The following is a 15,013-nucleotide window of genomic DNA, read 5'->3' as shown; positions in this document are numbered from 1 at the left end:
CTTGCCCATAAAAAACGGAGCGCATAGCGCTCCGTTTTTTTTAGTTCACATTTTCGTTACTGATAGGTGAAAGTGAACTGGACGGTGGTGTTAAATTCGCCTGCCGTGACGGTTCCCGTAGGGGTATAGAGGCGGGCCGCGAGAGGAAACTGCGCATTGTGCGTTGTTCTGTCTACATCGACGGTAATCGAGCCCGCGGGTGAGATCTCGGTGAGATGATCGCGGGTCATGATCTGCATCGCCATGCCTGTTGCATCCCCGCTGCTATTAGCAAATTTTGTCTGATCGTCACTGTCTGAATCGCCGGTCAAGGTAGCCTTAACACGTGTCGTTGAGCTGGGGCAGGATGAAAGCGTGAGTGAAAAATCCTGCCATTCTCCGGTTGCCCCAACGCGACTAAAGTTTACCGCTCGTGCTTGATCGAACCTTACTGTCTGATTTTTGGATCCCGCATCCACGGTACAGGCAGACGCCACGACCGTGCCGCTCAGATCGATAGTGGTTGCTTGCGCGGAGCTACAAAGTGCAAACACCAGGCATGCGAGAGTAGATTTTACCCGTTCTATCATCATCCCCATCCTGCATTACTGATAGGTAAAGGTGGCCTGTGCCTGGCCGATAATGGTGCCTGGCATCACGTTGCCGTTGGAAACGGCTCGGGCGCGCATTTTCAAATCATAGGCGTGCGTACTGCTGCTGATGGCGACATTTTGCAACGTGGCGCCACTCTTGTAAGCCGTGTTAGTCGTTTCGTCGGTCAACTCCAGCTTCAGGTTAGTGGCCGTTCCGGTATTTTTATAATAGTTAGTATCGGTATCCGCTGTACCGCCAAAAGTAACGCTAAAGCTGGACGTTGAAGCAGGGCAGTTTGTTAATGCAAGCGTAAAGTTAGTCCAGTTTGTTGCACTTCCGGCAGTGGCCAGACTATCAGCCTGTATATTGTCACCTAATTTTACCGCCAGCGAGGGGCTATCTCCATTGACCACACAGGGTGAGGCAACAACCGTGCCTGTAATGTCAATATTGACCGAGTTGGCTGAACACGCGCCAGAAAACAGACCTCCGCAGAGCGTTGCCAGAATCGCTATTTTTTTTCCATTCGCGATATTCATTTTCATTCCTTATGTATTAGTTGTAGGTTACTTTAAGTTCAATGGCCGATTTCACATTGCCAGCAGTAACGGTTGCAGCGTCATCAATATAATAAGCGACCTTAAAATCGGGCAGGGTGTAGTCGCCTGAGCCGTCATAAAGGCCCAGATTGATCTCACTGTTGATCTTATGTGCAGAACCATCGGCGTTCTGTACCTGAATATAGACATTGCTGGCGTAACCATCGCCAGTGACCGTATTTAATACCCCATTATTAGCATTGTGTGCGCCGTATACCGCGAATAAGTTATAGGTGATCCCATTAATCGCGCCAGGGCAGTTTTTCAACTCAACTTTGGGTACGTCGGTAATGTTTGATGCGCCACTTGCCAGGCTTGCGCCATACAGTGGGGATAATTTTATTTCCTTTGGTGCGTTAATAGTACAGGCAGTTATAATTGGCTGACTGACTACGCCGGACAGAATCAGGCCCGAATCTAACGCAACACCATCACCATCAGGGTTATGTACGTTCATGGTTACGTCGGGGACAGAAATAATAGTACCTGCTGGTATTTTTTCACTTAATCTGACCAGGCGATACCATACATGGTAGTAACCGTCACGCGCGCTACCATCGACAATTGGCAGATTGATGCGGTAATTGGGAGCTGTGGGATTATCTTGCGGTGAATATCCCGGTACAGATGAAACATGGACCTGATATTGAATACCAATACCTGGATTGCTTGTTGCCCAGGTCACATTGTCGGCAAGTAATTGTCCGTTAACAGACAAATCAATATAGGAGTTTTTTCCTTCGCCGGGGATAGTCTCGGTATAAATGGAATCATTATCATACCAGTCTGTCGTGCCGCCCACGACATTCGGTATAGATAATGTAGAAAATCCATGGTGCATGACATGGAAAGATTGAACTTCAATATAATTTGCGTAGGCGCAATTTATGCCTGACAGACCACATGGAATAAAAATAACAGGGGTTAGCCATTTTTTAAGCATTTTATTTAACGACATGATGCGTTGACCTCTACAATTGCGCTTGATGATGTGCTCTCTGGTAATTGCCAGCGGGTATGACACTGCTTATTTGCACCCCATTTAACGGTTGCACTTCCCTGAAGTGACATACCAGCCAGATAAACCTGTCCACCATCACCGACAATCGAGGTGGTTTTTGCGTTCTTGTCGTCAGTCACGATTGCACCAAACGGAACAGGGCGCCCGTCACGACGGGTTAACGTCATCAAAACGCGTTTACCCACACGTGTGTCAAAATGTGCCCGGACAATAGCCCCTCGGGTTGGCGTAACCGTTTTCGCAGAAAGCTCAACGTCGGCATCATCCGGCAGTTGTTCGGTATTCAGCGACAGCGTGTTTTCACGGTATGGGCTGATAAACGGCACAACGGTATAGCCGCGGAAATCGGTGCTGACGCCCGTCTGGTTAGTGATATCAACACCGCTTGCTCCCGGCGCTTCAACCAGAGCGACGGTCTCACCTAATTCCTGACTCAGCGTAATGCCATTTGCATGCGCAACCACACCGCCGCTGATACCATAATTTACCCGGCGCTGATCGTGGTCGTAACTGTAGGCGCTGTTCATTCTGGCATAGGTACCCTGATAGTCCAGGCTGGCACTACCACCGTTACCCCCATCGTGGTTCGTCTCGCTTTCCTGCACGCTCCAGTTGAGGTTCTGATCTTGCAGCGCGGTGCCATTCAGCCCGACCGTATGGCTGGTGCTGCCATGTTTACTGGTATTGAGGTTGTAGGTGGCGCGACTGCTGCTGAGCCAGCGATCCAGCGGCACGCTGATACTCATTGAGAACACCTGGTCCTCGCTGTAAACGGTGTCGCTGTCGCGGGCATCAGTGGTGTTACGGTTAAAGCTGTAGTTCAGGCTCCAGGTGATGCCGTTCCAGCTGTTGCTGTAACCCGCGCCGATTGAGCGCATTGTTCGGTCGCTGTTCCAGTAATCCTCGCTGATGGCGTTTAACGAGATGGACCCCGCGCCTTCCCAGAGATTCTGGTTAAGCAATATTTCGGCACGATTACGCCGGCGTTCGGTATTGTCCTGCCAGTTACTGTCCCGCCAGGTGTCGAGTACTTCCTGCAGGGTGTAATAGCCTGAAGTTGAGTAGCGATAACCCGAAATGGCGATATTGGTCCCCGTTTCGAGAATGTTTTTACTGTAACGAACCCGCATTGACTGGCCGATCGCTTTTTCCTGATCCTGTTGGGTTGACCAGGCCTGCGTGCCATCGACGGATACGGCTCCCAGCCCACCAAAGTTTTTACCGATCCCCACAAGTAGCGACTGATAATGTTGCGATAGCTGTCCGCCGCCGTAGGCGGTAAATCCTTCTGGCAGGCCGTAGATGGCCGAGCCCTGAGTAAAGAATGTTTTATCGACGGCGCTGTCGTAAGGACGGTACTGACCGCTGGTCAGGCTGTACTTTAAACGACCTTCACGCTGTAGAACCGGCAGTGAGGCGAAGGGGACCAACTGGTGCTGTTCGCTGCCGTCAGCTTCTTTAATCGTCACGTCCAGATCGCCGCTACTGCCCGTGGGATACATGTCAGTGATCTCAAATGCCCCCGGCGACACATAGCTTTGGTAAATGGTGTAGCCGTTTTGTTTAATGATGACCTGGGCGTTGGTCCGGGCAATTCCGCGAACCACCGGTGCGTAGCCGCGCAGGCTGTCAGGCAGCATGTCGTCATCGGAGGCCAGTTGCGCACCCCGGAAAGGCACGCTGTCAAACAGATCGGAAGGGGAGTTGCTTTCGCCAAGCGTCAGCTGACTTTTGAGCGCGATAATATTTCGCTGAGCGTAGGTATATGCCGAATCCCAGTTATTCTGGGTATTGTCGCCGCTGGTATTGCGTGACCAGGTGCTGTAGTTACGAACGCGCCATGGGCCGATATTTAGCCCTGGGCGCAGGTTCAGGTAATAGCTGTCTGAATCGGTCATATCAGAGTGACGAGCCTGGGTGTTGCCGCCTGTAAAGCTGTAATTAAGCAGCAGCGCATTGATGCCTTCATCCAGGCGTTCTGGAGCAACATATCCACGCGCCTGGTTATTCATCGCCGCCTGAGGGATGCTCAACAAAAGTTGCTGTTTATTGAAGACGAACTGAGTAGCAGCGTTGGGAATAGCGGCCAGGTTTGCGCAATGGTTCTCTCCGGTCAGTTGCGGAAATTGCTCGGTTCGGACGCCAAAGTCACGTAGCATCTCCATGCTTATGCACGGTTGCAATGATGTCTGGCCGTGACTGTCCTTTTGCATGCTAAATTCAATGTCATGTGTGCCAGTCAATGTCTGATTGACCAGCACGTCAACGCGATAAGTACCCGGCATTTGGCCAACACCTTCTTCAAAGGCACTCAGGTCAGAAATGTCTTTACCTGGACCGTCAATACCCAGTAGCGCGGGGTTAAAATATTCCCGGGCACAGGCAGGGTGCGACAACGAGAACGTACACTGCAATGCGATGAAGCAGGCCAGCCTGGTTGGCGAGATCTTATTTTTTTTAGCTCTGATCATTCCGTGATCCTTTCGGAGTCCGAGTATCTAATGAGTGATTACTGCGTCTGGTGTTCCGCGCCAGCTGCGCCGAAGTCACTGATAATTTTCCAGCGAATATTGCCTTTGGCATTTGCCGGAAGACTGAAGGTCGCGCTGGACATGGGCGCAACGTATGTCGCATCCGTAACCGTACTGGCACCGACTTTGACTTCGCTGAAGTTCATGTAATAGGGGGTTGGGTTACTGACCGTAAGCTGTTGATCGCTGCGTTTCCAGCTAAGCTTGCTGGCAAACTTTTCCGGCATCTCAGTAAGCGATGCGGGGCGATAAATGAGTTTGATACGTGTCTTAATCGCAATCTGTAGGGTATTTACGTTGTCTAACTTTTCTGTTGCCGGAATGGTTTTAATGTTCATCCAGAACAGTGACTCACGATCCAGTGGCAGATTCCCGCCCGTATTAATAATACGCAGTTTGTTTTCTTCATTGCCAGCTAAGCGGAACAGGGGCGGCGTGACGATAAACGGTGTTTTACTGGTGTCGTTTTCATCTTTATCAACCCATGACTGAATTAAATAAGAGTATGGGTCTGGGTTTTTGACGTCCAGGGAAGATTCTTTTTTGTCTGCATGGTATATAATGCGAGTGCCTCCAATAATAACACCCGCTTGCGCTGTTGCCATTGAAAAAACAAATGCAGCGGCGATTAATGAATTCACTAATTTCATCTGGTTAACCTCAAAATAGCAATGCCGGGAAGCCCCGGCATTGCTTATAGCCAAAGGCGGAAATTTATCGCGCGATGATTAATTGTATGCCAGCGTAAAGTTAGCGGTACCGTTAGCGGAACCCGCCTCAACGGTAGCGGCAGTTGCGATATACTGTGCGCTGAAATTCATGGTAGCGGTGCCAGCAGTCGCATCGATGGTCGCTGCTTTAGATGCGGTTGCCAGCGGTAACGCGGTGCCGTCGCCGTTCAGCAACTGAATAGCAACGCCTTTGGCAACGCCAGTGGTGCCTGCGCCGGTGACTTCCAGATAGTCATTATTAGTGGCGTCTGGTTTGCCGGTGTATTTCACAACAACAGCTTTGCCTTTCAGGTCTGCCGGGCACTCAGACAGTTTCAGAGTAAAGCGAGTATTCGCGGCAACGGAACCAGCCTCTGGCAGAGCAGTTTTAGCGATATCACCTAACTTGACGGTCTGCGGCGCGGTCATGGTGGTGTCAATTTTACAACCTTGCTCGATGATATTACCGGTGAAATTTACCTGTCCATCATCGGCCTGCGCGGCAGAAACCATTCCGAGTGTAGTGATTAAGGCAACAGCCGCTACTTTTCCTTTCATTGATAATGTCCTTGAAGAGTGTGATTGATATAAAACACTGGTGAGTACTCATGGCACACGATGTGATGATGCTCGATAGTTTTCAGCAAGAAACATTGTCTTGTGTTTTTAAAACCATCTTGCGCACTTGGGTATTCACATGGGGGATTATATCTATGTGCTAAAATATGAACTATAAACTATATCTAATGAGTGTTTTTAATTTAACTTTAATAATCCTCTCCGTGAATAATATTTCATTTATTCATTAATAGATGAATAGCATTTCTCTCATGTATACAGGCGTAGGCGCGCCCAACCTTCCTGTGCTTTTTTACATTTATTCGAAGATAACAGACTTGCGATATCCTCTTTCACCTGCCACCCTAGTCAGGTATTTATATGGAGGGTGAATGTATCTAATTAATGGTGAGTTACAAAAAAAGTTAGATGTGAACGATCGTAGCGTTCAGTTTGGGGATGGGTGTTTTACCACTGCTCGAATTAGCTGCGGTGTTGTTTCACTTTTTAGCCACCATCTGACACGTTTGCAGACGGCCTGCACAAGATTGCACATCCCATTTGATGCATGGGAAACCCTTGCTGCGGAAATGCGGGATATGGCGCAAAAACAGGGTGACGGCGTGTTAAAGGTGGTTATCACTCGTGGAGCTGGCGGTCGCGGCTATAGCCCCGCAGGCTGTCAGCAACCGGTGCGCATCCTGAGCGTTTCTGAATATCCTACGCATTACGCATGCTGGAAAGAAACCGGCGTAACGCTTGCTCTCAGCCCGATCCCCTTGGGTCGCAACCCTTATCTTGCAGGAATGAAGCACCTCAACCGCCTTGAGCAGGTGCTGATTCGTTCTCATCTTGAGCAGACGGATGCCGATGAAGCCCTTGTCCTTGACAGCGATGGGTGGCTTACGGAATGCTGTGCCGCAAATCTGTTCTGGCGCTGTGGGCAGGATGTTTTTACCCCACGCCTCGATCAGGCGGGCGTAAACGGCATTATGCGGCAGTTTATTATCGCCCAACTGGCACTGACCGCGTATCGCGTTGTCGAAGTGAATGCGCCGCTAACGGCGCTCGCGCAGGCTGATGAAGTGCTTATCTGTAACGCGTTAATGCCGGTTGTCCCCGTACAGCGCTACGCAGAGCGAGAGTGGCCCGCGCGCGAACTTTACCACTATTTAGCCCCAATTTGTGAGTCGTCCGATTAGCATGATGAAACTGTTACGCCTTGTTCTGTTACTGTTGGTTGTCCTCGGCGCTGCCGCCGGCGTCGGTGTATGGAAAGTTTTCCAGCTGGCGGACAGTAAGATCCTCATTAAAGACGAGACGATTTTTACCCTTAAAGCCGGTACCGGGCGGATGGCGCTGGGCGAACAGCTTTACAGCGATAAAATCATCAACCGCCCGCGCGTGTTCCAGTGGTTACTGCGTATCGAGCCGGAACTGTCTCACTTCAAGGCCGGTACCTATCGCTTTACGCCCGGCATGACCGTCAGAGAGATGCTGCAGCTGCTGGAAAGTGGCAAAGAAGCGCAGTTCCCGCTGCGTTTTGTCGAAGGAATGCGCCTGAGCGATTACCTGAAACAGCTGCGTGATGCGCCCTATATCAAGCACACTCTGAAAGATGATCGTTACGAGACGGTCGCCGGGGTGCTGAAATTTGAGCATCCTGAGTGGGTGGAAGGCTGGTTCTGGCCGGACACCTGGATGTATACCGCGGGCACGACGGATGTCGCGATTCTTAAACGGGCGCACAAAAAAATGGTTGCGGCAGTCGATTCCGCCTGGGAAGGGCGTATGGAAGGGCTGCCCTATAAAGATCAAAACCAGTTCGTGACTATGGCCTCGATCATCGAGAAAGAGACTGCCGTTGCTGCCGAGCGCGATCGGGTCGCGTCGGTATTTATCAACCGTCTGCGCATTGGCATGCGTCTGCAAACCGACCCTACCGTGATTTACGGCATGGGCGAGCGCTACAGCGGAAAGATTTCGAGGAAAGATCTCGAGACGCCAACGGCGTATAATACCTACGTCATTAACGGCCTGCCGCCGGGCCCGATTGCCACGCCGAGCGAGGCGTCGCTAAAAGCCGCCGCGCATCCGGCCAAAACACCGTATCTCTATTTTGTGGCTGACGGAAAAGGGGGGCACACCTTTAACACTAACCTTGTCAGTCATAATCGCTCTGTTCAGGACTATCTGAAGGCACTTAAGGAAAAAAATGCGCAGTAAATACATTGTCATTGAGGGACTCGAAGGCGCGGGAAAAACCACCGCTCGCGACGTAGTGGTGGAAACGCTTAACGCGCTTGGCGTCACTGACATGGTCTTCACCCGCGAGCCTGGCGGCACTCAGCTGGCTGAGAAACTGCGCAGCCTGGTGCTGGATATCAAATCTGTTGGCGACGAAGTTATCACTGACAAAGCCGAAGTGCTGATGTTCTATGCGGCGCGCGTCCAGCTGGTTGAGACGGTGATTAAACCCGCCCTGGCCGATGGCAAGTGGGTGATCGGCGACCGTCACGATCTGTCCACTCAGGCGTATCAGGGCGGGGGACGCGGTATTGACCAGACAATGCTGGCAACGCTGCGTAATGCCGTACTGGGTGATTTTCGCCCGGACCTGACGCTCTATCTGGATGTCACTCCGGAAGTGGGCCTCAAACGCGCCCGCGCGCGCGGCGAGCTGGATCGCATTGAACAAGAGTCCTTTGATTTCTTTAACCGCACCCGCGCACGCTATCTAGAGCTGGCCGCGCAGGACAGCTCAATTCGTACCATCGATGCGACGCAATCGCTGGAAGACGTCACGCAAGACATCCAGCAGACCGTTACGCAGTGGCTACAGGAGCAGCAGGCATGAAATGGTATCCATGGTTGCGCCCGCACTTTGAACAGCTGATAAACAGCTATCAGGCCGGTCGGGGGCATCATGCGTTACTGATTCAGGCATTGCCGGGGATGGGGGATGATGCGTTAATTTACGCCATTACCCGTTTCCTGATGTGCCAGCAGCCTGAAGGGCACAAAAGCTGCAGGAAATGCCGTGGCTGCCAGCTGATGCAGGCGGGCACGCATCCTGACTATTACACGCTGGCGCCTGAGAAGGGCAAAAGCGCGCTCGGTATTGATGCCGTGCGTGAAGTCAGTGAAAAACTGTACGAGCATGCGCGACTGGGCGGGGCGAAAGTCGTCTGGCTCAACGACGCTGCGTTACTGACCGAGGCGGCGGCTAACGCGCTGCTCAAAACGCTGGAAGAGCCGCCGGAGAAAACATGGTTCTTCCTCTCATGCCGCGATCCGGGCCGATTGCTGGCAACGTTGCGCAGCCGCTGTCGTCTTCATCACCTTGCGGTGCCCCAGGAATCATGGTCATTGAGCTGGTTAGAACGCGAGGTGACAACGTCACAGGAAAGTGCGCTCGCTGCGCTTCGCCTGAGCAGCGGCGCGCCCGCAGCGGCGCTGGCATTACTGCAACCCGACGTCTGGTCGCAGCGAGAAACGCTCTGTAAGGCCGTCGAGGCTTCGCTCAACAGCCAGGACTGGTTGAGCTTGCTGCCTGCACTGAATAGCGATCGGGCCGTTGAGCGTTTGCACTGGCTGGCGTCCTTACTTCTGGATGCGCTAAAGCTCCAGCAGCGGGCAACGCTACTGACAAACCCGGACGCGTGGCCACTGGTGAACCTGCTGGCGAGCCGCCTTTCAGGAACGTCCTTGCACGCTATCCTTCATGATATCTGCGAAAGCCGGGAACAGCTTTTAACCGTAACGGGTCTTAATCGCGAGCTGTTACTGACTGACCAGTTACTGCGTATTGAACATTACCTGCAACCAGGCGTTACGCCGCCTGTTTCCCATCTCTGAGAGAGACATTATGTTTTTAGTCGACTCACACTGCCATCTTGATGGCCTGGATTATCAATCCCTGCACAATGACGTGGATGACGTGCTGGCAAAAGCCGCTGCCCGCGATGTGAAATTTTGTCTTGCCGTGGCGACGACGTTGCCGGGGTACCGCGCCATGCGCGAGCTGGTGGGCGTTCGCGATAACGTGGTGTTCTCCTGCGGCGTGCATCCGCTGAACCAGGATGAAGCGTACGATGTTGATGAGTTACGCCGACTGGCTGCGGAAGAGGGCGTCGTGGCGATGGGTGAAACCGGGCTGGACTATTTTTACACGCCGGAAACGAAACCGCGCCAGCAGGAATCCTTCCGCAACCATATCCGCATTGGCCGCGAGCTGAACAAACCGGTCATCGTGCATACCCGTGATGCACGCGCCGATACGCTGGCGATCCTCCAGGAAGAAAAGGTGACGGATTGCGGTGGCGTACTACACTGTTTCACAGAAGACAGAGAAACGGCGGGTAAACTGCTTGATCTAGGGTTTTATATTTCGTTTTCCGGGATCGTGACGTTCCGTAATGCAGAGCAGCTGCGTGATGCTGCGCGTTATGTTCCGCTCGACCGCATTCTGGTAGAAACAGACTCTCCGTATCTGGCACCGGTACCGCATCGCGGTAAAGAGAACCAGCCAGCCATGACGCGAGACGTTGCGGAATACATGGCCGTGCTTAAAGGCGTCAGCATTGAAGAGCTGGCCCGCGTCACGACGGAAAACTTCTCTGCGCTGTTCCATATCGACCCCGCCCGCCTGCAATCTGTCTGATACACCTGTTTTTTTTAGGCTCGTAATTAATAAACAAAACGAGTAAAGTTCACCGCCTCATTTGGGGCGGTGAGGATGTATTTAGACACATCCAGACATGCTTTTTGTGAATAACTGCAAGTTTTTCGTCCGTCTTAAGCTGAAACGTGATAGCCGTCAAACAATCCCAGAGGGAATTATTTTACTCTGTGTAATAAATAAAGGGCGCTTAGATGTCCTGTCCACGGCACGGTACTCCCCCCGGGCCAATGCGTGAAAGCGTAAAAAAAGCACAAATACTCAGGAGCACTCTCAATTATGTTTAAGAATGCATTTGCTAACCTGCAAAAGGTCGGTAAATCGCTGATGCTGCCAGTATCCGTACTGCCTATCGCAGGTATCCTGCTGGGTGTCGGTTCTGCAAACTTCAGCTGGCTGCCAGCCGTAGTTTCCCATGTGATGGCCGAAGCAGGCGGTTCCGTCTTTGCTAACATGCCTCTGATCTTCGCGATCGGTGTGGCGCTGGGCTTCACCAATAACGACGGCGTTTCTGCGCTGGCTGCAGTGGTTGCCTACGGCATCATGGTGAAAACCATGGCTGTGGTTGCGCCTCTGGTTCTGCATTTACCGGCAGAAGAGATTGCCGCGAAACACCTGGCAGACACCGGTGTTCTGGGCGGTATCATCTCCGGTGCGATTGCAGCGTATATGTTTAACCGCTTCTATCGCATCAAGCTGCCTGAGTATCTGGGCTTCTTCGCGGGCAAGCGTTTCGTTCCGATCATCTCTGGTCTGGCAGCGATTTTCACTGGCGTGATCCTGTCCTTCATCTGGCCACCAATCGGTTCCGCGATCCAGACCTTCTCTCAGTGGGCTGCTTACCAGAACCCGGTTGTTGCGTTTGGTATCTACGGCTTCATCGAGCGTTGCCTGGTGCCATTCGGTCTGCACCACATCTGGAACGTTCCATTCCAGATGCAAATTGGTGAATTCACCAACGCAGCAGGCCAGGTATTCCACGGTGATATCCCACGTTACATGGCAGGTGATCCAACTGCAGGCAAACTGTCTGGTGGCTTCCTGTTCAAAATGTACGGCCTGCCGGCTGCTGCGATTGCAATCTGGCACTCTGCTAAACCAGAGAACCGTGCAAAAGTGGGCGGTATCATGATCTCCGCAGCGCTGACCTCGTTCCTGACCGGTATCACCGAGCCGATCGAGTTCTCCTTCATGTTCGTTGCGCCGATCCTGTACGTTATCCACGCGATTCTGGCGGGTCTGGCGTTCCCAATCTGTATCCTGCTGGGTATGCGTGACGGTACGTCCTTCTCTCACGGTCTGATCGACTTTATCGTTCTGTCCGGTAACAGCAGCAAACTGTGGCTGTTCCCAATCGTGGGTGCGTGCTATGCCGTTGTCTACTACACCATCTTCCGCGTGCTGATCAAAGCACTGGACCTGAAAACCCCAGGCCGTGAAGATGCAACTGAAGACAGCAAAGCAGGTGTGACCAGCGAAATGGCTCCGGCCCTGGTTGCAGCGTTCGGTGGCAAAGAGAACATCACTAACCTGGACGCGTGTATCACTCGTCTGCGTGTGAGCGTTGCCGATGTTGCGAAAGTAGACCAGCCGGGTCTGAAAAAACTGGGCGCAGCGGGCGTGGTTGTTGCAGGTTCTGGTGTTCAGGCAATCTTCGGTACTAAATCCGATAACCTGAAAACCGAAATGGATGAGTACATCCGCAACAGCTAAGCTGTGAGCAGGGGAGACTAAGGCAGCCGAATGGCTGCCTTTTTTATTGCTGCGGTTTGTTGTGCCGGGTAAGGCGCAGCCGCCACCCGGCTAAACACTCAGAAGTCGTAGCTCGCGCTCACCGAGACGTTCAGCGGCGCGCCATAAACCACATAAGAGCCGACGTAATCGTAATACTCTTTGTCAAACAGGTTGTTGACGTTTGCCTGGACGGCAAACTCTTTGGTGACCTGATAACGGCTGAACAGGTTAACCAGCCCGTAACTGCCTTGCTCTGCGCGGGATTGTCCCGCCGGGCCGCCGTCTACATCCGTCCACACCTTATTCTGCCAGTTTACGCCACCGCCCACGGTCAGTTCTGGCAGCATTGGCAGTTGATAACGGGTAAACAGCTTCATGGTTGTGCGCGGCTGATCGGAGCTGACTGCGTTGCCGTTTTTATCTTCAGCAATGTAGCGGGTTGCGCCGAACGTTAGCTGCCAGTTATCCGTCAGCGCGCCGTTAAGCTCGAACTCAATCCCTTTACTCACCACACCGTCCAGCGATTCATAAATGGATTCACCGCTCGGCATGTAGGTATAAGTGTTGCTCGCCACGTTATCCTGTTCAATGCGGAAAATTGCCAGCGAGGTGGTCAGGCGGGTATTGAACCAGTCCGCTTTCACACCGGCTTCATAGCTTTTACCCGTGGTTGGGTCGAGGTAACGACCACTGGCATCACGCTTGTCCTGAGGCTGGAAGATTGAGGTATAGCTGACGTAAGTCGACCAGTCTTCATTAATGTCGTAGACCAGGCCCGCGTAAGGCGTGACGTCATCTTTGGTACTTTCCAGACGGGTGTCCGGAGAGCCCGCCGGGTTATAGCGAATGTTATAGTTGGTATAGCGCGCCCCGAGGATCAGGTGCAGCGGATCGGCAAGCGAGAAGCGGGCGGAAGTATAGGCCGATGACTGACGGATGTCGTCCTGGCTGTACAGCTTCCATGGCGTCCACTGAGGATCGGCAATATCCCCGTTCCAGTTTTTGAAATTACCCACGTCGACCATGCCGTATAACGCATCCGGCATCCTATTGTCATAATGGTTGCGCTGGCGGCTGAAGCTGCCGCCAAACATCATTTCGTGCTGACGGCCAAAGAGATCGAATCCGCCGCGCAGGAAGGCATCAACCGCATCCTGTTTGCGCTCGCCTTTGTTCCAGCCACCATAGCCCACCATGCCTGCACCGGTCGCTTGATCGGGATAGCCGGACATATACATCAGTTTGCTGTCGAAATTCGTATCAGCATGCATGCCGTTGATGTGGGCTTCCCAGCCGTTGTCAAAGCGCTGAGTCAGGTTGGCGAAAATGCGGGTGTTATCTTTATCCGAATATGCCCACTTTGGCGCTACGGTCTGGCTACGATCGTAATGGGTTTTACTCCCGTCGCTGTTCCAGGTTGGCAATCCGCCCCAGGTCGGATCCTCGGTGTTGCTTTCCTGGTATTCATAGCCGACAGAAAGGGTCGTGCTGTCGGTCACATCCGCATCCACCACGCCGTAGAGGAATTTTTTACGGTAGTGGTAGTTATCAACAAAGCTGTCGTTATCCTGATAGCCCGTAATCAGGCGGCCGCGTATCTTGCCGGACTCCACCAGCGGCGCCTGCAGATCCAGCACGTAGCGCTGTTTATCCCAGCTACCGTAGCTGGCACTGACATTACCTTTGAATTCATTGCTGTCTGCATGTTTGCGCACCATATTGACATAGGCCGCCGGGTTTCCCGTCCCGGACATCAGGCCGGTTGCGCCGCGTACCACTTCGATACGGTCATAAATCGCGGTATCGGCGGCAGTATCGCCGAAGTTCCACACTTCGCTGATGGAGGTCGGCAGGTCATCGTACGCATAGTTACTCACGAAGAATCCGCGTGAGTAAAATACGGTACGGTCGCTGTCCTGAACCTGCGCCGTCACGCCAGTGGTATTGGTTAACACCTGGCCGATAGACTGCAGGTTTTGATCCGCCATGCGCTGCTGGCTGATGACGCTGACGGACTGCGGAATATCGCGAGGCACGAGGAGCAGTTTGGTCCCGGTGGTGGTGGTCTTGACGCTGTAGTCCCGATCCTGCCCGTCGGACAAGGCTGGCGCGTTATCGAAACCGCCATCAACCACAACGGTATCTTCGTCTGTGGAGGCGGCAAAACTCACGGCTGGCATCAATGCCATAGCAATACAGGCTGCCAGCAACGAAGGTGATGCGACAGGCTGACGTTGCCCATCCCTGGTATGATGATTGAAAGACATGATCAAACCCTTAAGAACGGTGAAGGTTGGTAGCATCAGTCCCGCGATCGCGGTCTGACGTCGTTTTCTATGTTAAAAATGCGCATGAAAATGCAAATGCGAAATATACGCATTGCCATTAATGCTGTAAACAGATGTGTCGAGCGGAACTGAAATAATGTTTCAGCCAGTGAATACGCCTGAGCGGTCACTCTTCATTCAGCTGATGAAGATTCAGGAAAGAATTCGGGGGAGAAGGTTGAAAGGACAGGAGAAACTCGCTCATACTCTTGGATTGTGTCACACAGTCTTCCCGAGAGTGTGTTATCAGCGGACGCACCACGCCAGATTTAAATGTTC

13 protein-coding genes are annotated in these 15,013 nt (G+C 52.6%); 6 read left to right on the top strand and 7 right to left on the bottom strand.

The window, feature by feature from the left end; translation table 11 throughout:
• Positions 1 to 56: 56 nt before the first annotated feature.
• From L977_RS03980 to L977_RS03955, 6 genes are all read right to left on the bottom strand, one after another.
• Positions 57 to 578, bottom strand: coding sequence for a fimbrial protein (locus tag L977_RS03980; RefSeq protein WP_032636988.1), 522 nt, complete (start codon positions 576 to 578; stop codon positions 57 to 59).
• 6 nt (positions 579 to 584) lie between these two features.
• Positions 585 to 1,112 carry a fimbrial protein gene (locus tag L977_RS03975; protein WP_023332699.1) on the bottom strand — a complete coding sequence of 176 codons (528 nt, stop codon included), beginning with the start codon at positions 1,110 to 1,112 and terminating at the stop codon, positions 585 to 587.
• 16 nt (positions 1,113 to 1,128) lie between these two features.
• Entirely contained in the window at positions 1,129 to 2,130 is a 1,002-nt protein-coding gene (locus L977_RS03970; RefSeq protein ID WP_023338248.1) for a fimbrial protein, read from the bottom strand.
• A complete protein-coding gene (locus L977_RS03965; protein ID WP_047624881.1) occupies positions 2,121 to 4,664 on the bottom strand; it encodes a fimbria/pilus outer membrane usher protein in 2,544 nt (847 codons plus the stop codon). Before L977_RS03965 ends, L977_RS03970 begins: the two co-directional genes overlap by 10 nt.
• A 38-nt stretch (positions 4,665 to 4,702) precedes the next feature.
• Positions 4,703 to 5,374, bottom strand: coding sequence for a fimbrial biogenesis chaperone (locus tag L977_RS03960; RefSeq protein ID WP_047624877.1), 672 nt, complete (start codon positions 5,372 to 5,374; stop codon positions 4,703 to 4,705).
• 78 nt (positions 5,375 to 5,452) lie between these two features.
• Positions 5,453 to 5,992, bottom strand: coding sequence for a fimbrial protein (locus L977_RS03955; protein WP_014883385.1), 540 nt, complete (start codon positions 5,990 to 5,992; stop codon positions 5,453 to 5,455).
• Between the two features lie 392 nt (positions 5,993 to 6,384).
• On the opposite strand from L977_RS03955, the gene pabC reads away from it, so the two are divergent.
• The 6 genes from pabC to ptsG all read left to right on the top strand — a co-directional run bounded on the left by pabC (position 6,385) and on the right by ptsG (position 12,386).
• Positions 6,385 to 7,194: an aminodeoxychorismate lyase gene (gene pabC, locus L977_RS03950; protein WP_047624875.1), complete on the top strand. Its 810-nt coding sequence runs from the start codon at positions 6,385 to 6,387 to the stop codon at positions 7,192 to 7,194.
• 1 nt (position 7,195) lies between these two features.
• Positions 7,196 to 8,218, top strand: coding sequence for a cell division protein YceG (yceG, locus tag L977_RS03945; protein WP_023332704.1), 1,023 nt, complete (start codon positions 7,196 to 7,198; stop codon positions 8,216 to 8,218).
• Entirely contained in the window at positions 8,208 to 8,849 is a 642-nt protein-coding gene (tmk, locus tag L977_RS03940) for a dTMP kinase (protein WP_014883388.1), read from the top strand. The genes yceG and tmk overlap by 11 nt, the downstream gene beginning before the upstream one ends.
• Positions 8,846 to 9,850 carry a DNA polymerase III subunit delta' gene (gene holB / locus L977_RS03935; RefSeq protein ID WP_047624873.1) on the top strand — a complete coding sequence of 335 codons (1,005 nt, stop codon included), beginning with the start codon at positions 8,846 to 8,848 and terminating at the stop codon, positions 9,848 to 9,850. Before tmk ends, holB begins: the two co-directional genes overlap by 4 nt.
• 10 nt (positions 9,851 to 9,860) lie before the next feature.
• Positions 9,861 to 10,655, top strand: coding sequence for a metal-dependent hydrolase (locus tag L977_RS03930; protein WP_023332705.1), 795 nt, complete (start codon positions 9,861 to 9,863; stop codon positions 10,653 to 10,655).
• A gap of 297 nt (positions 10,656 to 10,952) precedes the next feature.
• On the top strand, positions 10,953 to 12,386 hold the full coding sequence (gene ptsG / locus L977_RS03925; RefSeq protein ID WP_014883391.1) for a PTS glucose transporter subunit IIBC: 1,434 nt from the start codon (positions 10,953 to 10,955) through the stop codon (positions 12,384 to 12,386).
• Between the two features lie 98 nt (positions 12,387 to 12,484).
• Here ptsG and fhuE read toward each other — a convergent pair whose 3' ends face one another.
• Positions 12,485 to 14,674, bottom strand: coding sequence for a ferric-rhodotorulic acid/ferric-coprogen receptor FhuE (fhuE, locus tag L977_RS03920; RefSeq protein WP_047624872.1), 2,190 nt, complete (start codon positions 14,672 to 14,674; stop codon positions 12,485 to 12,487).
• Between the last annotated feature and the right edge of the window lie 339 nt (positions 14,675 to 15,013).

The sequence above is a fragment of the Enterobacter sp. ZOR0014 genome (assembly GCF_000798855.1).
GTDB lineage: Bacteria > Pseudomonadota > Gammaproteobacteria > Enterobacterales > Enterobacteriaceae > Enterobacter > Enterobacter kobei.
This window is presented reverse-complemented; position numbering and strand designations above follow the sequence as displayed.

What these genes read in the sequence shown, in the direction of transcription:
- L977_RS03980 (WP_032636988.1), bottom strand. Translation starts at nt 578, where the DNA reads ATGGGGATGATGATAGAACGGGTAAAATCTACTCTCGCATGCCTGGTG.
- L977_RS03975 (WP_023332699.1), bottom strand. Translation starts at nt 1,112, where the DNA reads ATGAATATCGCGAATGGAAAAAAAATAGCGATTCTGGCAACGCTCTGC.
- L977_RS03970 (WP_023338248.1), bottom strand. Translation starts at nt 2,130, where the DNA reads ATGTCGTTAAATAAAATGCTTAAAAAATGGCTAACCCCTGTTATTTTT.
- L977_RS03965 (WP_047624881.1), bottom strand. Translation starts at nt 4,664, where the DNA reads ATGATCAGAGCTAAAAAAAATAAGATCTCGCCAACCAGGCTGGCCTGC.
- L977_RS03960 (WP_047624877.1), bottom strand. Translation starts at nt 5,374, where the DNA reads ATGAAATTAGTGAATTCATTAATCGCCGCTGCATTTGTTTTTTCAATG.
- L977_RS03955 (WP_014883385.1), bottom strand. Translation starts at nt 5,992, where the DNA reads ATGAAAGGAAAAGTAGCGGCTGTTGCCTTAATCACTACACTCGGAATG.
- pabC (WP_047624875.1), top strand. Translation starts at nt 6,385, where the DNA reads ATGTATCTAATTAATGGTGAGTTACAAAAAAAGTTAGATGTGAACGAT.
- yceG (WP_023332704.1), top strand. Translation starts at nt 7,196, where the DNA reads ATGATGAAACTGTTACGCCTTGTTCTGTTACTGTTGGTTGTCCTCGGC.
- tmk (WP_014883388.1), top strand. Translation starts at nt 8,208, where the DNA reads ATGCGCAGTAAATACATTGTCATTGAGGGACTCGAAGGCGCGGGAAAA.
- holB (WP_047624873.1), top strand. Translation starts at nt 8,846, where the DNA reads ATGAAATGGTATCCATGGTTGCGCCCGCACTTTGAACAGCTGATAAAC.
- L977_RS03930 (WP_023332705.1), top strand. Translation starts at nt 9,861, where the DNA reads ATGTTTTTAGTCGACTCACACTGCCATCTTGATGGCCTGGATTATCAA.
- ptsG (WP_014883391.1), top strand. Translation starts at nt 10,953, where the DNA reads ATGTTTAAGAATGCATTTGCTAACCTGCAAAAGGTCGGTAAATCGCTG.
- fhuE (WP_047624872.1), bottom strand. Translation starts at nt 14,674, where the DNA reads ATGTCTTTCAATCATCATACCAGGGATGGGCAACGTCAGCCTGTCGCA.